21 protein-coding genes are annotated in these 23,164 nt (G+C 75.5%); 14 read left to right on the top strand and 7 right to left on the bottom strand.

Features of this window, described 5'->3' with window-relative positions; all coding sequences use genetic code 11:
- Positions 1-115 precede the first annotated feature (115 nt).
- Both VKV23_10865 and VKV23_10870 read left to right on the top strand, forming a co-directional pair.
- Entirely contained in the window at positions 116-2,089 is a 1,974-nt protein-coding gene (locus VKV23_10865; GenBank protein ID HLI16534.1) for a hypothetical protein, read from the top strand.
- Positions 2,090-2,132: 43 nt separating this feature from the next.
- The gene (locus VKV23_10870) at positions 2,133-3,530 is read left to right on the top strand and encodes an aldehyde dehydrogenase family protein (GenBank protein HLI16535.1); all 1,398 of its coding nucleotides are present in this window, start codon (positions 2,133-2,135) and stop codon (positions 3,528-3,530) included.
- Positions 3,531-3,604: 74 nt separating this feature from the next.
- Here VKV23_10870 and VKV23_10875 read toward each other — a convergent pair whose 3' ends face one another.
- On the bottom strand, positions 3,605-4,009 hold the full coding sequence (locus tag VKV23_10875; GenBank protein ID HLI16536.1) for a PPOX class F420-dependent oxidoreductase: 405 nt from the start codon (positions 4,007-4,009) through the stop codon (positions 3,605-3,607).
- A gap of 89 nt (positions 4,010-4,098) precedes the next feature.
- On the opposite strand from VKV23_10875, the gene VKV23_10880 reads away from it, so the two are divergent.
- The gene (locus tag VKV23_10880; GenBank protein ID HLI16537.1) at positions 4,099-5,337 is read left to right on the top strand and encodes an aminotransferase class I/II-fold pyridoxal phosphate-dependent enzyme; all 1,239 of its coding nucleotides are present in this window, start codon (positions 4,099-4,101) and stop codon (positions 5,335-5,337) included.
- Positions 5,338-5,361: 24 nt separating this feature from the next.
- On the opposite strand, the gene VKV23_10885 is transcribed toward VKV23_10880, so the two are convergent.
- Together VKV23_10885 and VKV23_10890 are read right to left on the bottom strand one after the other, a co-directional pair.
- On the bottom strand, positions 5,362-6,105 hold the full coding sequence (locus VKV23_10885) for an MBL fold metallo-hydrolase (protein ID HLI16538.1): 744 nt from the start codon (positions 6,103-6,105) through the stop codon (positions 5,362-5,364).
- On the bottom strand, positions 6,102-7,283 hold the full coding sequence (locus VKV23_10890) for a DEAD/DEAH box helicase (GenBank protein HLI16539.1): 1,182 nt from the start codon (positions 7,281-7,283) through the stop codon (positions 6,102-6,104). The genes VKV23_10885 and VKV23_10890 overlap by 4 nt, the downstream gene beginning before the upstream one ends.
- Positions 7,284-7,375: 92 nt before the next feature.
- On the opposite strand from VKV23_10890, the gene bcp reads away from it, so the two are divergent.
- Positions 7,376-7,846, top strand: coding sequence for a thioredoxin-dependent thiol peroxidase (bcp, locus tag VKV23_10895; protein ID HLI16540.1), 471 nt, complete (start codon positions 7,376-7,378; stop codon positions 7,844-7,846).
- A 192-nt stretch (positions 7,847-8,038) separates the two neighbouring features.
- Here bcp and VKV23_10900 read toward each other — a convergent pair whose 3' ends face one another.
- Complete coding sequence (locus VKV23_10900; protein HLI16541.1) at positions 8,039-8,758, bottom strand: uracil-DNA glycosylase; 720 nt, start codon at positions 8,756-8,758, stop codon at positions 8,039-8,041.
- 64 nt (positions 8,759-8,822) lie between these two features.
- Between VKV23_10900 and VKV23_10905 the strand changes: the two genes are divergently transcribed.
- From VKV23_10905 to VKV23_10945, 9 genes are all read left to right on the top strand, one after another.
- A complete protein-coding gene (locus tag VKV23_10905) occupies positions 8,823-9,500 on the top strand; it encodes a histidine phosphatase family protein (protein ID HLI16542.1) in 678 nt (225 codons plus the stop codon).
- Positions 9,497-10,000 (top strand): DUF3090 family protein, encoded by a 504-nt coding sequence (locus VKV23_10910; GenBank protein ID HLI16543.1) that lies wholly within the window; start codon positions 9,497-9,499, stop codon positions 9,998-10,000. Before VKV23_10905 ends, VKV23_10910 begins: the two co-directional genes overlap by 4 nt.
- Entirely contained in the window at positions 9,961-10,698 is a 738-nt protein-coding gene (locus VKV23_10915) for an SCO1664 family protein (GenBank protein HLI16544.1), read from the top strand. The genes VKV23_10910 and VKV23_10915 overlap by 40 nt, the downstream gene beginning before the upstream one ends.
- A 45-nt stretch (positions 10,699-10,743) precedes the next feature.
- Positions 10,744-11,145, top strand: a complete 402-nt coding sequence (locus VKV23_10920) for a hypothetical protein (protein HLI16545.1) — start codon at positions 10,744-10,746, stop codon at positions 11,143-11,145.
- A gap of 10 nt (positions 11,146-11,155) precedes the next feature.
- A complete protein-coding gene (msrB, locus tag VKV23_10925; GenBank protein ID HLI16546.1) occupies positions 11,156-11,551 on the top strand; it encodes a peptide-methionine (R)-S-oxide reductase MsrB in 396 nt (131 codons plus the stop codon).
- Positions 11,552-11,670: 119 nt separating this feature from the next.
- A complete protein-coding gene (locus VKV23_10930; GenBank protein ID HLI16547.1) occupies positions 11,671-12,012 on the top strand; it encodes a hypothetical protein in 342 nt (113 codons plus the stop codon).
- 121 nt (positions 12,013-12,133) lie between these two features.
- On the top strand, positions 12,134-12,649 hold the full coding sequence (locus tag VKV23_10935; protein HLI16548.1) for a bacterial proteasome activator family protein: 516 nt from the start codon (positions 12,134-12,136) through the stop codon (positions 12,647-12,649).
- A gap of 133 nt (positions 12,650-12,782) precedes the next feature.
- Positions 12,783-17,564, top strand: coding sequence for a DNA polymerase III subunit alpha (gene dnaE / locus VKV23_10940; protein ID HLI16549.1), 4,782 nt, complete (start codon positions 12,783-12,785; stop codon positions 17,562-17,564).
- Between the two features lie 152 nt (positions 17,565-17,716).
- A complete protein-coding gene (locus tag VKV23_10945; GenBank protein HLI16550.1) occupies positions 17,717-18,388 on the top strand; it encodes a hypothetical protein in 672 nt (223 codons plus the stop codon).
- Between the two features lie 25 nt (positions 18,389-18,413).
- Here VKV23_10945 and VKV23_10950 read toward each other — a convergent pair whose 3' ends face one another.
- From VKV23_10950 to VKV23_10960, 3 genes are read right to left on the bottom strand one after another with little or no spacing between them, the layout of a single operon-like run.
- Complete coding sequence (locus VKV23_10950) at positions 18,414-19,067, bottom strand: hypothetical protein (GenBank protein HLI16551.1); 654 nt, start codon at positions 19,065-19,067, stop codon at positions 18,414-18,416.
- A gap of 38 nt (positions 19,068-19,105) precedes the next feature.
- On the bottom strand, positions 19,106-21,112 hold the full coding sequence (locus tag VKV23_10955) for a thioredoxin domain-containing protein (protein ID HLI16552.1): 2,007 nt from the start codon (positions 21,110-21,112) through the stop codon (positions 19,106-19,108).
- Positions 21,113-21,145: 33 nt separating this feature from the next.
- Entirely contained in the window at positions 21,146-22,282 is a 1,137-nt protein-coding gene (locus VKV23_10960; GenBank protein HLI16553.1) for a fatty acid--CoA ligase family protein, read from the bottom strand.
- Positions 22,283-22,302: 20 nt separating this feature from the next.
- On the opposite strand from VKV23_10960, the gene menB reads away from it, so the two are divergent.
- A complete protein-coding gene (gene menB, locus VKV23_10965) occupies positions 22,303-23,154 on the top strand; it encodes a 1,4-dihydroxy-2-naphthoyl-CoA synthase (protein HLI16554.1) in 852 nt (283 codons plus the stop codon).
- Positions 23,155-23,164: the final 10 nt, after the last annotated feature.

Genomic DNA, 23,164 nt, shown 5'->3' on the forward strand with positions numbered 1-23,164 from the left:
CGCGGCCTCGGCGCAGCAGGGCCGCGCCGTCCAGGGAGGGGAGGAGCGTGTCGCCGACGCCGCGCGAGGCGCGGGCGAAGCGGCTCGCGGCGCGAGCGGCCTGCGGGCGGCGGCCATGAGCCTCCAGGCGCTCGCGCAGCCGCTCGAGCTGCGGCCGAGCGCCGCGGGGGCGCCGGCGCGCCGGCGCGTCCGTCTGGTCGGCCCGGGACTGCTCGCTGCCGTGGTCTACGCGGGTCTGGCGCTGGCGGCCGACTGGCCGATCTGGCCGGGCGATCCGTCGGCGCTGCCGACCCAGCCGGGCGGGGACATCACCCAGACGGTCTGGTTCCTCGCCTGGACGCCCTTCGCCCTGCTGCACGGCCACAACCTGTTCGCGACGAACTGGCTGAACGCCCCGGTCGGGGTCGACCTCGCCCAGAACACGGGGATACCGCTGCTCGGCCTGCTCGGCGCCCCCCTCACCGTGGCCGTGAGCCCCGTCGCCACCTTGAACCTGCTGCGGTTCCTCGCCTTCCCGCTGTCGGCCGGCTCCGCCTACCTCGTGTTCCGCCGCTGGGGCTGCTCGGCTGCTCCGGCCTTCCTCGGCGGCCTGCTCTACGGCTTCTCCCCCTACATGGTCACCCAGGGATCGGTCCACCTCGACCTCATCTTCGTCCCGATCCCGCCGCTGCTCCTCTACGCGTCCTACGAGCTCGTGGCGGGCGAGCGGGGGAGCGCCGTCGGCTGGGGGCTCTCGCTCGGGGCGCTCGCCACGGCGCAGTTCTTCATCTCGGCCGAGGTCCTGGCCACGACGACGCTGCTCGTCGCGATCGGGACCGTCTACCTGCTGGTCCTCCGGCCGGCGGCGGCCCCCCGGCGCTGGCGGCGCGTCGCGACCGGGCTCGCGTGCGCGGCGGGCGTCGCGGCGCCGCTCGTCGCCTACCCGATCTGGATGATGTTCCACGGCCCGGCGCACTACGTCGGCCCGGCGCAGGGCTACTCGAACGTCTACAACGCCGACCTGCTCGGCCCCATCCTGCCGACGAAGGCCCAGCTCGTCGCGCCCGTGCGGCTCGCCAGGCTCGGCACGTCCCTCGTCGGCGGACCGCTCAACGTGGACGAGAACGGGAGCTACCTCGGCCTGCCGCTCCTCGTCAGCGCCGCCTGGCTCGTCGTCCGCCTCCGCCGTCGGCGCTGGCTCCCCTTCCTCGCCCTGATGGCGGCCACGGCCTTCGTCCTCTCCCTTGGGCCGAGCCTCCACGTCGACCGGCGGGCCGAGCGCCTGCCGGTGGGCCTGCCGTGGCGCGCGCTCGGCCGCCTGCCGGTGCTCTCGAACGTGCTGCCCGTCCGTTTCTCGCTCTACGTCGCCTTCTTCGTCGCGGCCATCGTCGCCCTCGGCGTCGAGGCGCTGCGCGCCGAGGGCGCGCTCGGCTGGCGCGAGGCGACGGGGCGCCCACGCGCCCGTCGCGCCGCGACGGGCGTCGTCGCCGCGCTCGCGGCGTGCGCGACGTGCGCGTCGCTCGTCCCGCGCTGGCCGTACCGGACGGTCCGTCTGGCGCCGAACGACGCCGTCGGACCGGCGGCGTGGCGCGTCCTGCGGCCGGGCACGGCCGTCCTCGCCTACCCCTACCCGACGGCGTTCCGCGACAACGCGATGCTCTGGCAGGCGCTGTCGGGCATGCGCTTTCGGCTCCTCGGCGGCTACGCCCTCGTGCCGGACCGCCACGGGCGCGCCTGGCTCCTCCCGTCGGTCCTCGCGCCCGAGCGTGTCGAGGCGATGTTCATCGACTCGATGCTGCCCTTCGCCGCCCCGGGCTTCCCGGCGGCGCGCGTGCCGTCCGCGATCACCCCGTCGCTCGTGGCCGAGCTGCGGCGGTTCCTTCGCGACCAGCGCGTCGGCGCCGTCGTCGTCCAGGTCGGCCCGCGCGACTGGTCCGGCATCGCCGCCTGGGTGGGCGCCGCGCTCGGGCCGCCGACGGCGGCCTTCGCGCGCGCCGAGGTCTGGACCGACGTCGGGCGACTGGCCGGAGCCGGGCGCCGTGCGCCGCCGCGCCCGCGCCTCGCGCTCGCCGGCGGCGCGCCGTCGGGTGGGGCACGCGCCTACCGTTAGGTCTGCGGGCACCGAGGGCGGTGCCCGTCGAGGACGGAGCGGCATGACGACGGGAGGCAGCGAGGCTCGAGCCGCCGTCGAGGCGGTGGCGCGCCTGCGCGAGAGCTTCGCGGCCGGCATCACGCGGCCGCTCGGCTGGCGGCGCGCGCAGCTCGCCGCCCTCGAGCGGCTCCTCGCCGAGCAGGCAGGGGCGATCGAGGCGGCGGTGGGCGCCGACCTCGGCCGGCCGTCGATCGAGGCCTTCCTCGCCGACGTCGCGTCGGTGCGCCGGGAGCTCGCCGCCCTGCAGGCCGGCCTCGGGCGCTGGGCGCGACCCGAGCGCGTCCGGGTCCCGCTCGCCCTGTTCGGGGCGCGTGCCTGCGTGCGGCGCGAGCCCCTCGGCGTCGTGCTCGTCGTCGCGCCGTGGAACTACCCGGTCAACCTCGTGCTCGCGCCGCTCGCCGCCGCGCTCGCGGCGGGCAACTGCGTCCTGGCGAGCCCCTCGGAGCACGCGCCGGCGTGCTCGTCGCTCCTCGCCGAGCTGCTCCCCCGCTACCTCGACGAGCGCTGCGTGGCGGTCGTCGAGGGCGGCGGGGAGGTGACCCAGGCGGCCATCGCGGCGCGCGTCGACCACGTCTTCTTCACGGGCAGCGCGACGATCGCCCGCTCGGTGATGGCGGCCGCGGCCGCCACCCTCACGCCGGTGACCCTCGAGCTCGGCGGCAAGAGCCCGGCCCTCGTCTGGCACGACGCCGAGGTGCGGGCCGCGGCGCGCCGCATCGCCTGGGGACGGTTCTTCAACGCCGGCCAGACCTGCCTCGCCCCGGACTACGTCCTCGTCCACCGCTCGGTCGCCGGCGAGCTCGTCGAGGCCCTCGCGCAGGAGGTGGCGCGCTTCTACGGGCCGGACCCCGCGGCCAGCCCCGACCTCGCCCGTATCGTCGACGACCGCCACGTCGAGCGGCTCGCCGCCCTGCTGCGCGACCACGGCGGCACCGTCGTGACCGGCGGCAGCGTCGATCGCGCCCGTCGGTACGTGGCGCCGACGATCCTGCTCGGGGTCGACCTCGACGCCCCGGTGATGCGCGAGGAGATCTTCGGGCCGATCCTGCCGGTCGTCCCGGTCGCCGACCTCGAGGAGGCGCTCTCGATCATCGACGACCGCCCGACCCCCCTCGGCGTGTACGTCTTCGCGCGGGACCGCGCCCTCCTCGAGACGGTGCTCGAGCGGACGCGCTCGGGCGCGTTCGTCGTCAACTCCGTGCTCGAGCACTTCGCCGTGCCGGGCCTGCCCTTCGGGGGCCTCGGCGAGAGCGGCACCGGCGCCTACCACGGGCGGTGGGGCTTCGAGACGTTCTCGCACCGGCGGGCCGTGCTGCGGCGCCGATCCGCCCGCGACCTGCCCGTCGTCTACCCCCCCTACCGGCGCGCCCGCGCCGCCCTACTGCGCCGCTTCGCCTGAGCGCGTCCTCGCTCGCGCGGCCGTCGTCGCGTGCACCGGCGTGGCGCGAGCGCCGCAGGACGGCGAGCGCGCCGCTACTGGTAGCTCGCCTGCTCGGGCACGAAGGAGATGACGACGCGCTCGTCGCCCGGCTGGTCGAAGGGGTAGGCGTCCTCGCCGAGGTACTTCCTCGCCATGGCGTCGATGAAGGCGTTGCCCGGGTCGTCCGAGATCGTGGCGCGGCCTCGCAGCTCGAGGTAGCGGTAGGGGTTCGCCGGGTCCACGATCGACACGGCGACGGCGGGGTTGCGCCGCACGTTGCGGTACTTCTGGCGACGCGTCGTGGTCGAGAAGGCGACGCGCCGACCGTCCCAGTCGAACCAGACGGGGGTCGAGTGCGGCTCGCCGGACGGTCCGACCGTCGCGAGGTGGGCGATGACGGTCGCCCCGAGGAGGTCGGCGTGGCTGTCGGGGACGACGGCGTCGCTCGGCTCGGGCACGTTCCACCTCCTCTCGCGCTCGGACCGCGAGGCTAGCGGCGGCACGGTGCCGATGGCCGTCCGGGCGCGCGCCTGGGTAGCGTCGGCGGGTGCGCGTCGCGAGCTCCGAGGCCGCCTCGAGCGGGTCAGGCGTCGACCTCGACCGCTACGGTGCGCCGGAGCTTCGCGCCCGCGCCGGCGCGAAGTGGTCCTCCGTCGGCCCGGACGGCCTCGCGGCGGGCCTCGCGGACATGGACTTCCCCCTCGCCCCGGCGGTGCGGGATGCGCTCATCGACGCGGTGCGGCGCGACGACCTCGGGTACCCCTCGCCCCGGCTCGCCGAGTCCTGCCGCCAGGCGTTCGCCCGCCGGTACGCCGAGCGGCACGGGCTCGAGGTGGACCCCGGCTGCGTCGTGCTGACGAGCGACGTCGTCCAGGCCATCTACGCGGCCGTCTGGTCCCTCACAGCCGAGGGCGACGGCGTCGTCTTCCTCACCCCCTCCTACCCGCCGTTCTTCGACGCGGTGCGCGAGACGCGCCGGCGGGTGCTCACCGCCGATCTCGTCGCCGGACCCAGCGGCTACGAGCTCGACCTCGAGCGTCTCGGCGACCTCGTGGCCAGGGAGCGCCCACGCTGCCTCCTGCTGTGCAACCCGCACAACCCGACCGGCCGGGCCTTCCGGCGAGAGGAGCTCGCCGCGCTCGGCGCGCTCGCCTGCGAGCACGACCTCCTCGTCGTCGCCGACGAGATCCACGCCGACCTCGTGCTGCCCGGGGCTTCCCACGTCCCGATCGCCTCGCTCGACGCCGAGGTGGCGCGCCGCTGCGTGACGCTCTCGTCGGCGAGCAAGGCCTTCAACGTCGCCGGCCTGCGCTGCGCGTTCGCCGCCTTCCCCTCGCGCGACCTGCTCGAGGCCTTCGACGTCCTGCCGGCCGCGATCCGCGGGAGCGTCTCGGTGGCCGGGATGCACGCCACCCTGGCGGCCTTCTCGGCGGGGGACGCCTGGCTCGACGCCGTGCTCCGTCGGCTCGCGGTCAACCGAGCGGAGGTGGTACGCGCCCTCGGGTCGCTCGCGGGCGTGCGCGTGCACCCGCCCGAGGCCACCTACCTCGCGTGGCTCGACCTCCGGGCGGCGGGCCTCGGCGACGACCCGGCCGAGGTCATCGCGCGCCGCTCGGGCGTCGTGTGCTCCTCGGGGCCGAGCTTCGGGCCGGCCGGGAGGGGCCACGTTCGCCTCAACTTCGCGACGAGCGCGCCCGTGCTCGAGGAGATCTGCCGGCGCGTCGCCGCGGTGATCCGCTCGTCCGCCCCGTCGAGCGCGTCCCGTTCGGATCGCGGCGGCGCCTGAGCCGGCGAGCGCGCCGGCCCGCCGCTAGCCGCGCCCGGTCCGCTTCGGCGCGAAGGCGGCCCGCCAGGCGTGGCGATCGAGCGGCGCGAGCACCGGGTTCTCGCGCCGAAGCGTGCCGAGGCGACCCGAGGGGGCGGCGTCGTAGGCGTGGCCGGGGAAGACCCGGGTCCCATCCGGGAGCGGCGCGAGACGGCGCGTCAGGCTCTCGTAGAGCTCGTCGGGGTCGCCGCCGGGAAGGTCGGTCCGGCCGCAGCCGGAGAGGAAGAGGGTGTCGCCGGTGCACAGGAGGTCGCCGACGAGCAGGCACTGGCTCCCGGGCGTGTGCCCGGGGGTGTGCACGAGCGTGACCGCCAGGGCGCCGACCCGGAGGACCTCGCCGGGCTCGCAGGGCCGGAAGGCACGCTCCGGGAGCCCGGTCGAGCGCGCCAGCCAGGCGACCTCGCTCGCCTGCGCGTACACGGGCACGTCGCGCGCCTCGAGCAGCTCGGCGACGCCGCGGATCGCCGTCGGGCCGAGCGCCCCGCCGGCGTGGTCGGCGTGGTAGTGGGTCACGACCGCGCCGACGAGGGCCATCGAGTCCTCCTCGAGGAGCGCCACGAGCTCCTCGGGGTCGTAGGCGGGGTCGACGAGGACGGCCTCGCCGCTCGAGCGGTCCCCCAGCGCGTAGACGTAGTTCGCCATCTGGCGGGCGACGGGGTCGTCCCTCGCGAAGTCCGAGCCGGCGAGGAGCTGGCGGAAGTAGCGCCGCGGCGCGTCCTCGCCGGTCACGAGGCGCTCGACGCGGCCGGCGGCTCCCCGCAGAGGGCGTCGAGGTCGCGCAGGCGCGGGTCGTTCGAGAAGATCTCCACCATCGGTCGGCGCAGCCCGAGGCGACGCTGGAGGCGCTCGGTGCTCAGCTCCTGATCCCACAGCACGAGGGTGACGGCGATGCCGCGCGCCCCGGCGCGCGCCGTGCGCCCCGAGCGGTGCAGGTAGGCCTTGTGGTCCTCGGGCGGGTCGTAGTGGACGACGACGTCGACGCCCTCGATGTGCAGGCCGCGCGCCGCCACGTCGGTGGCGACGAGGGCGGGCAGCTTCCCCGCGGCGAAGGCGGCGAGGGCCCGCTCCCGCATCGGCTGGCGCAGGTCGCCGTGGACCGCCGCGGCGCGCACCCCGGCCTGGCGCAGCTCGGCGACGAGCCGGTCCGCCCCACGCTTGGTGCGGCAGAACAGGATCGTCTTGCCGGCCCCCGCCACGATCGCGGCGGCGACCCTCGCCTTGTCCATCTGGTGGACCTTCAAGAAGACGTGCTCCATGGCGCGCACGGTGACGGTGTCGGAGCGGACCTCGTGGAAGACGGGCTCGTGCAGGTAGCGGGCGACGAGGCGGTTCACCGCCGGCTCGAGGGTGGCGGAGAACAGCAGCGTCTGGCGCCGGCCGGCCATCCGCCGCAGCAGCCACTCGACCTGGGGAAGGAACCCCATGTCTGCCATGCGGTCGGCCTCGTCGACCACGAGGGTGCGTACCGCCTCGAGCGCGACGGCGCCGCGCGCGACGAGGTCGATGAGGCGTCCCGGCGTGGCGACGACGAGGTCGAGGCCCGTGTCGAGCGCCGCCACCTGGCGGTCGAGGTCGGCGCCGCCGTAGACGACGCCGACGCGGCGCTCGAGCGCGCCCGCGAGGGGGGCGAGCACGCCGGCGACCTGGAGGGCGAGCTCGCGGGTCGGCACGAGGACGAGCGAGGCGGGGCGCTTCGCCTCGGCCGGCGGCGTGCGCATCAGCAGGGGCAGGCCGAAGGCGAGCGTCTTGCCGCTGCCGGTCTTCGCCTTGCCGCACACGTCCCGCCCGGCGAGGACGTCGGGGATGGCGAGCGCCTGGATCGGGAAGGGGCGTTCGATCCCCTGCGAGGACAGCTGCCTGACGAGCACCTCGTCGACGCCGAGGTCGGCGAAGGTCACGGTGGTCACGCGACGAGTCTGCCACCTCGCGGCGCGACCGAGGACGTTCGGGCCGTGGGCCGGTATCCTCGCGCCGGCTGGCGCCGAGGGAGGGAGCGACGATGGCGAGGCTGGCACCCGGAGACGTTGCGCCGCCGTTCACGCTCGCGGACGAGGAGGGACGTCCCGTCTCGCTCGCCGACTTCGCCGGCCGCCGCGTCGTCGTCTACTTCTATCCGGCCGACGACACGCCGGGCTGCACGAAGGAGGCGTGCCAGTTCAACGAGCTGCTCCCCGACTTCGCCTCCTCCGGCGTCGAGGTGCTCGGCATCTCGCCGGATCCGGCGGCCTCCCACCGCCGCTTCAAGGAGCGCTACGGGCTCGGGCTCACCTTGCTCACCGACGCCGACCACTCGGTGATGGAGGCCTACGGCGCCTGGGGCGAGAAGACGCTCTACGGGCGCACGACCCTCGGCGTCATCCGTTCGACCTTCCTCGTCGGCCCCGACGGGCGCGTGGAGCGGGTCTGGTACGGCGTGCGGGTGGACGGGCACGCGGAGAAGGTCCTCGCTGCGCTCGGGTCGGGGAGCTAGCTCCGCGCCAGCCGGCCGTCGCCTCGGAGGTCCACCACTCGACGAGCGCCGTCGCGCGCTGCGCCTTCGACACGGTCCACGTCGAAGCGTCACGGTCGACGAGTCGGTGGCGAGGGCGCTGGTGTCGCGAGGAGGGCTGCGGGCGGTCGGGGTCCCGGTGCCGCGTCGAGCCCGGTCTCGACCCGGCAGGTCTCAGCGCAGGAGCGCTCGTGCCCGGTCGAGCACGGCGTCGAGCATCGCGGCGCTCAGGCGGCCGGTGAAGACGTTGCGCTGGCTCGGGTGCAGCGAGCAGATGAGCGTGCGCCCGGCTCCCGTCGGCCCGGGCAGGAGCGGCGCCTCGAGCAGGTGCCGGAAGGGCGGCCGGGGCCCGGCGGCGAGCGAGGGCAGGCGCCAGAGGGCGCCGAGGGCGAAGGACCCGAGGGCGACGACGACCCGTACCTCGCCGAGCAGCGCGAGCTCGCGCGCGAGGAAGGGCGCGCAGGCGTCCCGTTCCGCCGGCGTCGGCCGGTTCGCCGGCGGCGCGCAGCGGACGACCGCGGTGACCCAGGCATCCTTCAGGACGAGCCCGTCGTCGCGGGCCCGGCTCTCGGGCTGGCTGGCGAAGCCGGCTCGGTGGAGCGCGGCGAAGAGGAAGTCGCCGGAGCGATCGCCGGTGAACATCCGGCCCGTGCGGTTCCCCCCGTGCGCGGCGGGGGCGAGGCCGACGACGGCGAGGCGAGCGGCCGGGTCGCCGAAGCCGGGGAGCGGGCGAGCCCAGTAGGTCTCGTGCGCGAAGGCCGCTCGCGGGTGCGCGGCGACCTCCTCCCGCCAGGCCACGAGCCGCGGGCAGGCCCGGCAGGCCACGATCTCCTGCGCCAGGTGCTCGAGGTGGCGGCGCTCGTCGCGTGGCGCCGTCCTCCCGTCGGGAGCCATCGCCGGCAAGGCTACGGTCTTTGGCGATGGCCGAGCGGTACGACGCGTCCTTCGGGCGGGCCTGATGGTCACCCGCCGCCGCCTCGCGCCCCCGACCGTCGTCTGCCTCGTCCGCCACGCCTCGACCCCGACGACGGGCAAGGTGCTCCCGGGCCGCGCGCCCGGCCTCCACCTCTCGGCCGAGGGGAGGGAGGAGGCCGAGCGCACCGCCACCCGCCTCGCCGGGCTGCGCGGCCTGGCCGCGCTCTACACCTCCCCGCTCGAGCGCGCGAGGGAGACGGCGGCGGTGATCGGCCGGGCCACGGGCCTGCGTCCTCGCGTCGAGCGCGGCCTCCTCGAGTGCGACTTCGGCGAGTGGACCGGCGCCGAGCTCGCCGTACTGAGCCGCTCGCCCGAGTGGCCGGTCGTCGTCTCGCGCCCCTCGACGTTCCGCTTCCCCGGCGGCGAGTCCTTCGTCGAGCTCGAGGCGCGCGTCGTGACGACCATCGAGCGCCTCGTCGGCCGCCACCAGGGCGAGGTGATCATCGCGGTGAGCCACGCCGACCCGATCAAGGTCGCGCTCGGCCACGCCCTCGGCGCGCCGCTCGACGCGATGCAGCGCATCCAGGTCTCGCCCGCCTCGGTGAGCGCGATCGCCTACGGCCCGCGCGGCCCCCTCGTGCTCGCGCAGAACGTCGCCGACGGCCTCCAGACGCTTCGCGTCCTCGGCGCCCACGGCGCGACGCGAGGGCGCAGCCGATGAGGGCTCGCTTCGAGTTCGCGCAGCCGGAGCGCGTCAGCGTCGGCACGATCGGGCCGGTCGGCCAGCGGGCGTTCTTCCTCCAGGCTCGCCAGGGTGCCGAGCTCCTCACGCTGAAGCTCGAGAAGCAGCAGGTGGCTGCGCTGTCCCAGCGCCTCGGCGAGCTGCTGCAGCGGCTCCCGCGCGCCGGCGAGCTCCCGGCGGACGCTGCCGGGACCCTCGAGGCCTTCGGCGAGGCGGACTTCGTCGTCGGCGCCCTCGCCCTCGCCTACGACGCGCGCGACGACCGCATCGTCGTCCTCGCGGAGGAGCTCGTCGGCGAGGACGAGGAGGGCGCCGAGGCGCGCCTCGCCCTCACCCGGGAGCAGGCGGGCGCCCTCGCGATCGAAGGGGTCCGCCTCGTCGAGGCCGGTCGCCCGCCGTGCCCGCTGTGCGGCTTCCCGCTCGACCCGAGGGGCCACGCGTGCCCGAGGACGAACGGCCACCGGCCGCCGCTGACCTGAGCCCGGCGGAGTGGTTGGCGCTGCTGCGGCGCGGCGCCCTCGAGCTCGTCGGCCGGATGCCCTGGAGCTCGAACGCCACCTTCCTCGTCACGGTCAGGGGGGATCGGCTCGGTCGGGCCGTGTACAAGCCGGCGGGCGGCGAGCGCCGCCTGTGGGACTTCCCCGCCGGCCTGTACCGCCGGGAGGTCGCCGCCTACGAGCTCTCCGAGGCCCTCGGTCTCGGCGTCGTCCCCGAGACGGTGCTGCGGAGCGACGGGCCGCTCGGCGAGGGATCGCTCCAGCGCTTCGTCGAGGCGGACTTCGAGCAGCACTACTTCTCGCTGCTCGAGGACGAGCGGTACCACGCGGCGCTTCGTCGCGTCGCCGGCTTCGACCTCCTCGCCAACAACGCCGACCGCAAGGGCGGCCACCTGCTCGTCGACCGGGCCGGACGGGTCTACGCCATCGACAACGGCCTGTGCTTCCACGCGCAGGCCAAGCTGCGCACCGTGATGTGGGACTTCGCCGGCGAGCCGCTGCCGGGCGAGCTCCTCGCCGGCTGCGAGGCGCTCGCGCGCCGCGTGCCGGAGGCCGTCGCCAGCCTCCTCAGCCCCGAGGAGTCCGAGGCGCTCGCGCGCCGCGCACGCGCCCTCCTCGAGCTCGGTACCTTCCCGGCGCCCGCCAGCGGCGAGCGCCCGTACCCCTGGCCGCTCGTGTGAGGCGACGGTAGCGGCGGCGGTAGGCGGGCCGGGGACCCTCGCGCCGTGCGGACGCCACGGTGCGGACGGGCGCGCGGCGCGCCCCTGCTCGACGCGGCCCCGCCCCGGCCCGTCCGCTTCGTCGATGCCCTCGTCGAGGCTGCGGTCGCGACGCAGCTCCTCGCCGGTCTCGGCGCCGTCTCCCGCCTCGCGCGCCCGTCGCTCGGGGCGCGGGTCCGTGCCGAGCAGGACCGGCTCGAGGCGGCGATCGCGGCCACGGCGGGCTCGCTGCCGCGCCAGGCGACCCTCGACGCGGTCGCGGCGCTGGAGGGGCTCGCCGGCGAGCTGCACGACGCGGGTGACCACCTCGCCGGCTTCGCGCTGGAGGGGATCGGCCAGCGCCTCCTCGAGGCGACGCTCGCCCCCCGGTCCGGCGGCCCGGGTCGCCGGCCGGGACCGAGGCGCTAGCCTGCCGCCGATGGCGGGCGTGGAGCGCCTCGAGCTGAGCGAGGAGGAGTGGCGCCGCCGGCTCACGCCGGCCCAGTTCCACGTGCTGCGCGAGCGGGGAACGGACCCGCCGTTCACCGGCGAGTACATCCACCCCGGGCGCCCCGGCACCTACCGGTGCGCGGGGTGCGGGGCTGCGCTGTTCGACGCGGCGTCGCAGTACGACTCGGGGTCGGGCTGGCCGAGCTTCACCCGGCCGATCGACGCGTCGCTCGTCGAGCTGCGCGAGGACCGTAGCCACGGGATGGTGCGCACCGAGGTGGCCTGCGCCCGCTGCGGCGGCCACCTCGGCCACGTCTTCGACGACGGGCCGGCGCCCGAGGGCCGGCGGTGGTGCATCAACTCGACGAGCCTCGAGCTCGCCTAGGCGCAGCGGCGCGAACTGTCACGCAACTGCAACCTCGCCGCGCTCACGCCGTCGTGCTGGTCCGTCATGATCGTGGTGTGGAGTTGCGAGAGCTATCGGTTGGAGGGCACGAGGACCCGGTGACGGCGCTGCCGACCCCGGCCGAGATCCTGGCCAACCCGGACCGCGACCGTTTCCTCGTGCTCGAGTCCTGCCACAGCACGTGGCTGTTCGACACCGTCGACCGCCGCTTCTGCCGGGTGCTCAAGTCCGCTCGCCAGCAGTCGTCGGTGGTGACCGACTGGCGCCCCTACGACCGCCTCGTCCTGCAGGACGACTCCGACGCGTTCGTCGTCTTCCTCGACGCCTCGGGGACGCGGCTGCTGCGGTCCTGGCGTCACACCGCGCACTGCGACCAGTGCGGTGGGGAGGTCACCGCCGAGATGTCCCTCGAGGACCTCCGCCGCGTCGCGCGCGCCTGAGCGGCGCTCCCCCCCTAGCCGCCGCGCGCCTCCCCCGGCCCCCGACCACTCGGGGGCCGGGGGAGTCCCGTTCCGCACCGGCGGTGCGGCCGCACCCACTCGGCGCGCGAGACTCGGAGCCATGAGCGAGAACGAGAGCGAACCCCGCCAGCCCTTCGTGGTCGTGCAGCCGGGCGTCGAGGAGCGGCGAACGGACGCGCCGGGGGAGGACGCCGAGCGGCGCGAGGAGTCCGTCGAGGCGGTCGAGCAGCCTGCCAAGGTGATGCGGATCGGCTCGATGATCAAGCAGCTCCTCGAGGAGGTGCGCCAGGCCCCGCTCGATACGGCGAGCCGCCAGCGCCTGAAGGAGATCTACGAGCACTCCGTCCACGAGCTCGCCCAGGGACTGTCCCCGGACCTCGTCGCCGAGCTCGACCGTCTCGCGCTGCCGTTCAGCTCCGACGAGCCGAGCGACTCCGAGCTGCGCATCGCCCAGGCGCAGCTCGTCGGCTGGCTCGAGGGCCTCTTCCACGGCATCCAGGCGGCGCTGTTCGCCCAGCAGGTGGCGGCCCAGAGCCAGCTCGCCGAGATGCGCCGAGCGAGCCTGCCCGCGGCCGCGGCGCCGGAGCAGCGGCCGCGCACGGGGCCGTACCTCTAGCACCTCGGGCGCCTCGGCGAGCCCGGGCCGGCGCCGCGAGGGCGCGCTATCCTCGCCGCGGCTCGAATGACAGCGCTGTGATTCGTCCACAGGCGGTGGACCGAGCGTGTGGACGGGCTGTGGAGGGGCGGGGATGACCGGGTCGGGAGGGGCGAGGTCGTTCGCCCACCTGCACCAGCACACCGAGTACTCGATGCTCGACGGGGCGGCCCGCGTGGCCGACCTCGTCGCTGCCGCCGCGGCGGACGGCCAGCCGGCCCTCGCGATCACCGACCACGGCAACATGTACGGGGTCCTCGACTTCTACAAGGAGTGCCGCTCGCGAGGCGTCACCCCGATCATCGGCACCGAGGCGTACATGGCCGCCAACTCGCGCGCCGAGCGGCCGGTGCGGCGCGGCCGGCTGGACGACACGGGCGGGGAGGGAGAGCGCGGCGAGAAGCTCTACTACCACCTCACGCTGCTCGCCGAGACGACCGAGGGCTACCGCAACCTCATGAAGCTCTCGTCGGCCGCCTACCTCGAGGGCTACTACTACAAGCCGCGCGTCGACTGGGAGCTCCTCGAGCGCTACCGCGGGGGGATCATCGCGACGACCGGCTGTCTCGGGGGCGTCGTCCTGCAGGCGCTGCTCGCCGGCGACGTCGCCGAGGCTCGCCGCCTGGCGGGCCGCCTGCAGGACATCTTCGGGCGCGACGGGCTCTTCGTCGAGCTGCAGGACCACGGCCTGCCCGACCAGCGGCGGACGAACCCCCAGCTCCTCGAGATCGCCCGCTCGATCAGGGCGCCCATCGTGGCGACGAACGACGGCCACTACTGTCGGCGCGAGGACGCGGCCGCGCACGACGCCCTGCTGTGCGTGCAGACCGGGGCGACGATCGACGACCCGAAGCGCTTCAAGTTCGAGGGCGAGGAGCACTACCTGAAGAGCGCGGCCGAGATGCGCCAGCTCTTCGCCGAGCTGCCCGAGGCGTGCGACAACACCCTGTGGATCGCGGAACGGGCCCGGGTCGAGATCGAGCTCGGCAAGCCCACGCTGCCCGAGTTCCCGGTGCCCCCGGACTTCGTGCGCGACACCTACGAGGCCTCGGCGACCGCCTACCTGCGGCACCTCACCTTCGAGGGGGCCGCCGAGCGCTACGGGACGCCCCTGCCGAGCGCGGTGTCCGAGCGGCTCGACTACGAGCTCGACGTCATCGCCTCGATGGGCTTCTCCGCCTACTTCCTCGTCGTCTGGGACCTCATCCGCCACGCGCGGGAGCAGAAGATCCGCGTCGGCCCGGGGCGCGGGTCGGCTGCCGGCTGCTGCGTCGCGTACTGCCTGCGCATCGTCGACCTCGACCCGATCCGCTACGACCTGCTCTTCGAGCGCTTCTTGAACCCCGGCCGCAAGCAGATGCCGGACATCGACATGGACTTCGACGAGCGCTACCGGGGCGAGATGATCCGCTACGCCTCCGAGCGCTACGGCTGGGACCGGGTGGCCCAGATCGTGACCTTCTCCACCATCAAGGCGCGCGCCGCCGTGCGGGACGGGGCGCGGGTGCTCGGGCTGCCCTACGCGGTCGGCGACCGGGTCGCGAAGGCGATGCCACCGCTCATCATGGGGCGAGACACGCCGCTGCGCGCCTGCCTCGAGCGCGTGGAGGGCTACGAGGACGGCTACGCCGCCGCGAGCGGCCTGCGCGAGATGTACGAGTCGGACCCGGAGGCCCGCCGGGTGATCGACATCGCGAAGGGCCTCGAGGGCCTCCGGCGCCAGGACGGCATCCACGCGGCGGCCGTCGTCATCACGCACGAGCCCCTCACCGAGTACCTCCCGATCCAGCGCAAGCCGGAGCCGGGGGGCGCCCCGGAGGACGCGCCGATCGTCACCCAGTACGAGATGCACGGGGTCGAGGAGCTCGGCCTGCTGAAGATGGACTTCCTCGGCCTGCGCAACCTCTCGGTCATCGAGACGGCGCTCGACCTCATCGAGGAGTCCACCGGCGAGCGCCCAGACATCGACGCCATCCCGCTCGACGACGAGGCCACCTTCGAGATGCTGCGCCGGGGCGACTCGATCGGCGTGTTCCAGCTCGAGGGCGGGCCGATGCGCGCCCTCATGCGCTCGCTCGCGCCGACCTGCTTCGACGACGTCGCCGCGCTCGTCGCCCTCTACCGGCCCGGGCCGATGGCCGCCAACATGCACCGCGACTACGCGGAGCGGAAGAACGGCCGCCAGCCGGTGACCTACCTCCACCCCGACCTCGAGCCGATCCTGCGCGAGACCTACGGGCTCATGATCTACCAGGAGTCGGTGATGCGCGTCGCCCAGCGCTTCGCCGGCTACAGCCTGGAGGAGGCCGACAACCTGCGCAAGGCCTGCCTGCCGGCGGGCACCCTCCTGCTCACCACGGCGCGCGGCTACGTCCCGATCGAGCGCCTCCTCGACCTCGAGGACCGCCGCGTCCAGACCGTCGACCTCGAGCGCGCGAGCGCGCGCCACGCCGAGGTCGCCGACGTCTGGCCGGTCGGGGTGAAGCCCGTCTACGAGCTGCGGACCTCGACCGGCTACGCGATCCGCGCCAGCGCCGAGCACCGCTTCCTCGTGGAGGGCGAGTGGCGCGAGCTGCGCTCGCTGTCCCCCGGCGACCTCGTCGCGGTCGCGGCGCGCACGCTCGGCGGCGGCGCGGCCGCACCGGAGGCGCCCGAGGTCGACCTCGCCGCGCTGTGGCTCGGCCAGCTCGCCGCCGACGGCGAGCGAGCCGCCCGCTTCGAGCCGGGGGACCCCGAGCTCCTCGAGGCGTTCTGCGCTGCGTTCGAGCAGCACTTCGGCAGGCCCGCCGGCCGCTCGGGCGCTGCGGACGGCCGTCCCGGCGTCGTGCTCGAGGAGGCGGAGCTCGCCGAGCTCGGCGCCCTCGCCGGCGGGCCGGGCGCCCCGGCGGGGAGGTCGGTCCCCGCCAGGCTCGTCGGCGCGCCGCTCGCCTCGGTCGAGCGCTTCCTCGGCCTGCTCTTCTGCGCGGGCGGCCGGGCGCAGCCCGACGGCGCCCTCCTCCTCGCGCCGAGCGAGGCGCTCGGTCGGACGCTGAAGCGCCTGCTCCTGCGCTGCGGGCTCCTCGCTCGCCTCGAGCCGTGCGAGGCGCCCGGCGCGAGCTGCGCGGTCCGGATCCTTCGCGCCTCGCAGGCGAAGACGTTCGCCCAGCTCGTCGGGCCGCACCTGACCGACGCGGCGGCCGCCCGCCTCGGCGCCTGGCTCGCGCACGACGCCGAGGGCAAGGACGCGCCGACGATCGGCATCCCGGCGTCGCTCGTCGAGCACTCCCTCGGTCGCCACGAGGCGGCGCTCGCCGGCCTGCCCGCCGGCCAGCGCGTCCTCGAGCGCGACGCGCTGCGTCGGCTGTGCGCCTCCGAGCGGCTCGAGGAGCTCGGGAGCGGCGACCTCGTCTGGGACACGGTGGTGAGCGTCTCCTACGTCGGCGAAGCGCCGTGCTTCGACTTCGAGATGGCCGACGGGTCGCGGCCGTACGCGCTGGCGGAGGACTTCCTCGTCCACAACTGCGGCAAGAAGGACCGGGCGCTCATCGCCGCCGAGCGCGAGAAGTTCGTCGCCGGGTGCGTCGCCAACGGCTACGGCGAGCGGCTCGGGACCGAGCTGTTCGACATCATCGAGCCGTTCGCCGACTACGCCTTCAACAAGTCCCACTCCTACGGCTACGGCCTCGTCGCCTACCAGACGGCGTGGCTCAAGGCGCACCACCCGGTCGAGTACCTCGCCGCCCTGCTGTCCTCGGTGAAGGACGACAAGGACAAGACCGCCACCTACCTCGCGGAGTGCCGCAGCCTCGGTATCGCGGTGCAGGTCCCGGACGTGAACGTCTCGGCGCTCAACTTCAGCGCGCGCCGCGGCGACGCCGGGAGGGGGGAGGGCGCCTCGATCGTCTTCGGCCTCTCGGCTGTGCGCAACGTGGGCGAGGGCCTCGTGTCGCTCATCATCGAAGAGCGCGAGCGCAACGGGCCCTTCGCCGACTTCCACGACTTCTGCTGTCGCGTCGACCCCTCGGTCCTCAACAAGCGCACCGTCGAGTCGCTCATCAAGGCGGGCGCGTTCGACTCGCTCGGCCACCCGCGCCGCGGGCTGTGCCTCGTCTTCGAGGAGATCATCGACCACGTCCTGGCGCTGCGCCGCCAGGCGGAGCTCGGCATCTCGACGCTGTTCTCGCTGCTCGCGGACGCCGACGCGTCGCCGGCCGCCGCCTTCGACGAGGCGCGGCGCGAGATCCCCGACGTCGAGTTCGACAAGGCCGAGCGACTGGCCTTCGAGAAGGAGATGCTCGGCCTGTACGTGAGCGACCACCCCCTCCTCGGCGTCGAGCGGGCGCTCCGACGCAGGACCGACGGCACCGTGCGGGAGCTGCTCGACCAGCTGGCAGCCGGCGGCCAGGTCGGGGACGCCGGGGGGTTCTGCACGCTCGGGGGCGTCGTCACGAACCTGTCCCGGCGCTACACGAGGCGCGGCGAGCTGATGGCGACCTTCGTCCTCGAGGACCTCGAGTCCTCGATCGAGGCCTTCGTCTTCCCGAAGGTGATGCAGGAGTACGGGATGCGCCTCGAGGACGACGCGGTCGTGGTCGTGCGCGGCCGCCTGGACCTGCGCGAGGAGACGCCTCGTCTCGTCTGCTCGGAGATCACGCGCCCCGAGCTCGGCGCCGACGGCCCCGCGGCCCCGCTCGAGGTGCGGGTGCCCCTCCACTCGCTCACCGAGTCCCTCGTGGCGAGGCTGAAGGAGATCGTCGTCGAGCACCCCGGCCCCGTCCCGCTCCACCTGAACCTCGGCTCGAAGGTCCTGCGGCTGCCCGCCGAGTTCAACGTCGACCCGGCGGGGGGCTTCGTCGGCGCGCTGCGCGAGCTGCTCGGCATGCACGCCGTCGGCTGACCGGCGGGGCCGGGTGCTTGGCGAGCGCGCCGGCGGCTCCCGTAGACTGGTGAGGTCCGTGAGCGGGCCGCGAGCCGTCCTCACGGCCCCACCGGGTGGCCGAGTGCCCGGGCGCCCGGCAGGTCGAGCGCGGGCACCGAGCTTAGAGGGACATGGCCAGCGTGATCGAGGTCGCGACGAAGGACTGCACGGCGCTGAGCGACGCGGAGCTCGCCGAGATGGCGGACCTGTGCGCCGGCGGCTCGACCGGCTACGAGGCCGGCTTCCTGTCCAAGGAGCGCGACGCCTGGGTCCTCGTCACCCAGGCGCGGGCCGGAGCCGAGCTCGCCGGCTTCGCCTTCTCGACGCTCGAGCGGATCGGTGGCACGCCCTGCCTGCTGCTCGGCGTCGCCGCCTTCGCCGAGGGCGCACCCGGCGAGGCCGCGATGCGGTCGGTGATGCACGACCTGTACCGGCGGGCGGTCCTCGCCTTCCCCGACGAGGATGTCCTCGTCGGCACGCGCCTCACGCGCGCCGCCGCCTTCGACGCCTACGCCGGCCTCTCCGAGGTCGTGCCCCGCCCGGGCCACAAGCCGACGGGCGAGGAGCGCGCCTGGGGGCGCCGGCTGGCCAAGCGCTTCGGCGCCGAGGGCCGGCTGGACGACCGGGCCTTCCGCATCACCGGCGACGGCAACGTCGTCGGGACCTTCGACTACGGGCCGGCGTCTGCCCCGGACGAGCTCGGGGCGCTCTTCGCCGGGCTCGAGCCTGCTCGGCGCGACACCCTCGTCGCCTTCGGCTGGGCGATGGCCGAGGACCTCGCCGCCGGGTCGCTGCCGGCCTGACCAGGATCGGGGCGCCGGCGCCGCGCTAGCGCGGGAGGAGGGCGAGCACGGCCTTGGCGACGTGGCCGTCGCGCACCGGTCCGAGGCCGGCGAGCACGTAGCCGGGCGCGAAGCCGAGCGCTCGGGCGAGCGCCCCCGGTTCGAGCGGTCCCGTCCGAGCGGCGCGTGCCGCCGCGCAGGCGAGGGGGTCGAGGACCGGGAGGACCTCGACGCGCCCGCCCCAGGCGAGGGAGCAGCGGACGCCGTCGCCGTGCGCGGCGAGCGCGGGGGCCCGGCGCACGACGAGCAGCTCGAGCGACGGCCTCGTGCCGTCGAGGTCGACGTAGGCGATCGAGGGCCCGTGCGTGCCGAGGATCGGCGCCCCCGTCTCGGGCGCCACGAGCGCGCCGAGGAGGCGGCGCAGCTGTCGCGCCCTCGGCCGGCCGACGACGCGGGGCGCGCTCGCGCACGCGACCGCCTCCGGTCGCGCCGGGTCGAACGGGTCGTCGTCCGGCGCGACCGTCACCTCGACGACGTCGAGCGGACGCGCCGCGCCGTCCCCGTCCGGCTCGCCCGGGGGTCGCCTGAGCCGCGCGAAGGCTCCCGAGGCGAGGTCGATCGCGACCCACTCGCCGGGCGGCGTGGCGAGCACGAGGCAGGTGAGGACGCCGGTCTCGGCTCGCACCGCGCCCGCGCGCACCCGGCGCGGAATGCGGGGGGTGCGCGCGCGCCCTCTGCTCACCAGCGCTCGAGGCAGCGGCTCGTGGCCGCGTCGAGCGCGGCGGCGAGCTCGGCGGGGGTCGCGGCCGGGGCGAGGCAGGTGCCGCGCTCGCAGACGTAGGCGAGGCCCGGCTCGCGTCCCTCGACGAGCGGGCTCGTGCCCGGTGCGCCGGTGGCGAGCACGACCTGGGGGCGGTGCGCGCGCCGGGCGACCGCCGCGAGCTCGGGCTGGTCCCCCGGGATCGCCACCTCGACGATGCCGCCCTCCAGGAGGAGCGCCGCCTGCAGCAGGTGGGGCAGCGCGAGCGGCGCCCGGGCGAGGGCGGGGCGCGCCGCGTCGAGCGCGGCGCGGGCCCGCTCGCCGAGCTCGTCGTCGGCGAGCAGGGCGCCGAGGCGAGCGAGGGCGAGCGTCGCCACCGAGGAGGCCGCCGGCGTGGCGCCGTCGTAGAGGTCGCGTGGCCGCACGACGAGGGCCGGGGCGTCGCGACCGGACTGGTAGAAGCCGCCGTCCTCGGCCGAGAAGAGCTCGATCAGCCCGTCGGCGGCGGCCTTCGCCTCGGCGAGGTAGGCCGGCTCCCCGGTCGCCTCCGCGAGGCGGGTGAAGCACTCGACGAGCCAGGCGTAGTCGCCGGCAACCGCGAGGTGGGCGCCGCGCCCGCCCTGGACCGAGCGCAGCCAGCGCCCGTCGGGCCGCCGGGCGTGGGCGAGGAGGTAGCGGGCGACGTCGACGGCCGCGTCGAGGTAGCGGCGCTCGCCGGTGGCGCCGGCCGCTTCGGCGAGGGCGGAGACCGCCATCGCGTTCCACTCGGTGAGCACCTTGTCGTCGAGGCCGGGGCGGACCCGCCGGGCGCGCGCGGCGTGCAGGGCGGCGCGCGCCGCCTCGATCTCGGGGGGGCGCAGCAGGTCGCCGCGCTCGGCCCGGTGCAGGATGTTCCGCCCCGACTCGAAGTTGCCGGCCTCGCTCACCCCGTACCAGGCGGCAGCCAGTGCGCCGGCGCGCTCGCCGAGCACCTCGTCGAGCTCCGCGCGCCGCCAGGTGTAGAAGCGGCCCTCCTCGCCCTCCGAGTCGGCGTCCTCGGCGCTGTACAGCCCGCCGTCCGGGGCGCGCAGGTCGCGCAGCACGTACGACAGCGTCTCGTCGACGACCTGGCGGAAGCGCTCGTCGCCGGTCACCTGCCAGGCGTGCAGGTAGAGGCGGGCGAGGCCGGCCTGGTCGTAGAGCATCTTCTCGAAGTGCGGCACCTGCCAGGCGCGGTCCACGGCGTAGCGGCAGAAGCCGCCCCCGAGGTGGTCGTAGATGCCGCCCGAGGCCATCGCCTCGAGCGTCGTCACCACCTTGTCGAGCATGCCCTCGTAGCCGGCGAGGTGCGCCACGAGGGCCAGCTCGAGCAGCGGCGCCTGCGGGAACTTCGGCGCGCGCCCGACGCCGCCGTGCTCGGGGTCGTACACCGCGGCGAAGCGCTCCACGGCCGCCTCGAGCGTCTCGCGCACCTGCGACGGTTTCCCGCCGGGCGGCGGGGGGCCGAGGCGGGCGGCGACCGAGGCGGTGAGCTCCTCGGCCTCGGCGAGGACCGCGTCGCGTCGGTGCGCCCACGCCTCCGACACGGCGTCGAGCACGGCTCGGAACGAGGGGGCACCGGGGCGCGGCTCCTTCGGGAAGTACGTTCCGCCGAAGAAGGGCCGCCCGCGCGCGTCGGTGAACACGGTGAGCGGCCAGCCGCCCGAGCCGGTCAGCGCCTGGACGGCCTCGAGGTAGACGGCGTCGACGTCCGGCCGCTCCTCGCGGTCCACCTTCACCGCGACGAACCCCTCGTTGAGCTGGCGGGCGGTCGCCTCGTCCTCGAAGGACTCGTGCGCCATGACGTGGCACCAGTGGCACGCCGAGTAGCCGATGGAGACGAGCACCGGGCGGTCGAGCGCCGCCGCCGCGGCGAAGGCCTCCTCGCCCCACGGGTACCACTCGACGGGGTTGTCGGCGTGCTGGCGCAGGTAGGGGCTGGGCTCGGCGGCGAGGCGGTTGGCCACGGCCTCAGCGTACCGAGGCCGCTCGCGCCGGCTTCAGTCGCGCCCGGTGCCGCCGGCGAGCGCGGCGCGGCGGACCTTGCCGAGCGCGGAGCGCGGCAGGGCGTCGCGAAGCTCGAGCTGCCTCGGCGCGGCGACGGGCCCGAGCTCCTCGGCCACGAGGCGGCGCAGCTCGGCGAGCGTCGGCGGCGAGCCCGGCCGGGGCACGACGTAGGCGACGACGCGCGCCCCCCACTCGGGGTCGGGCACGCCCGCCACCGCCACCTCGAGGACCTTCGGGTGCCGCCCGAGGACCGCCTCGACGGCGGCGGGCCAGACCTTCTCCCCGCCCGTCACGACGACCTCGGCGATGCGCCCGTGGACGACGAGGCGGCCGTCCGCGCCGAGGGTGCCGGCGTCCCCCGTGCGCAGCCACCCCTCGGCGTCCTTCGGGTCGTGCCCGTCTCGGTAGCAGCGGAGCAGCATCGGGCCGCGCACCTCGATCTCGCCGTCGGGCGCGACGCGCACCTCGACGCCGTCGAGGGGCCGGCCGTCGTAGACGACGCCGCTCGCCGTCTCGGTCATGCCGTAGGTGGTGACGACGTTGCCGGGCAGTTCCGCTGGCGGCGCCTGCCCGCCGAGCACGACGGTGCGGAAGGCGGCGGCGCCCGGGCCGAGGCGGCCGAGCGCCGTCGGGACGAGCGAGACGAGCGTCGCGCCCCGCCGCGCCTCGGCGAGCACCGCGTCGGCGTCGAAGCGGGGCAGGACCGTGAGCGGCGTCTCGGTGACGAGCGCCCGCACGATGACCATCAGGCCGCCGACGTGGGCGGCTGGCAGGCAGCACAGCCAGCGGTCCCGGCCGGGGTCGACGCCGAGGCGCGCGCTCGCGGCGAGCGCCGAGGCGCGCAGCGCGTCGGCGCCGAGCACGACGCCCTTCGGCTCGCCGGTCGTCCCCGAGGTCGCGACCACGAGGGCGTCGCCGTCCTCGAGGGGCCGAGCAGAGCGGCGCCGCTGCGAGGAGCCGTCCGGACCGACGACGGCGTGCGGCGCGAGCGCCTCGACGAGGCGCGCCTTCGCGGCGGTCGGGAGGCGCTGGTCGAGGGGGAGGACGGCGTCGCCCCCGTCGAGGCAGCGGCGCAGCGCCGCCACGAGCTCGTCGCCGGCGGGCAGGTCCAAGGCGACGAGCCGGCGCACGCGGGTAGCGTAACGCCCGTATGGGAGACGACACGGGGGGCCTCCCCGCCTGGAAGGCGGCGGGCAGCTACCAGGACATCCGCTACGAGACCGCCGAGGGGATCGCGAAGGTCACGATCGCCCGCCCCGAGGTGCGCAACGCCTTCCGGCCCCAGACGCTCTTCGAGCTCGCCGACGCCTTCAACGCGGCGCGCGACGACCCGGGGATCGGGGTCGTCATCCTCACCGGCGAGGGCACGGAGGCCTTCTGCTCCGGCGGCGACCAGCGCATCCGGGGCGACGACGGCTACCTCGGCGACGACGACGTGGCCAGGGCGGGGATCGGGCGGCTCAACGTCCTCGACCTGCAGGTGCAGATCCGCCGCCTCCCCAAGCCCGTCGTCGCCATGGTGGCGGGCTACGCCATCGGCGGGGGCCACGTGCTCCACCTCGTGTGCGACCTCACGATCGCGGCCGACAACGCCCGCTTCGGGCAGACCGGCCCGCGCGTCGGGAGCTTCGACGCCGGCTACGGCGCGGGCCTGCTGGCGCGCACCATCGGCCTCAAGCGCGCGAAGGAGATCTGGTTCCTCTGCCGCCAGTACGACGCGCGCCGCGCCTACGAGATGGGCCTCGTCAACGCCGTCGTCCCGCTCGAGCGCCTCGAGGCAGAGACGGTGGCGTGGTGTCGCGAGATGCTCCGCCTCTCGCCGATCGCGCTGCGGATGCTGAAGGCCGGCTTCAACGCGGCCGAGGACGGCCTCGCCGGGATCCAGCAGCTCGCCGGCGACGCGACCATGCTCTTCTACATGAGCGAGGAGGCCCAGGAGGGTCGGAACGCCTTCGTCGAGAAGCGGCCCCCCGACTTCTCGCGCTTCCCCCGCCGCCCGTGAGCGGCTCGGC

Source organism: Acidimicrobiales bacterium, assembly GCA_035294085.1.
GTDB lineage: Bacteria > Actinomycetota > Acidimicrobiia > Acidimicrobiales > Bog-793 > DATGLP01.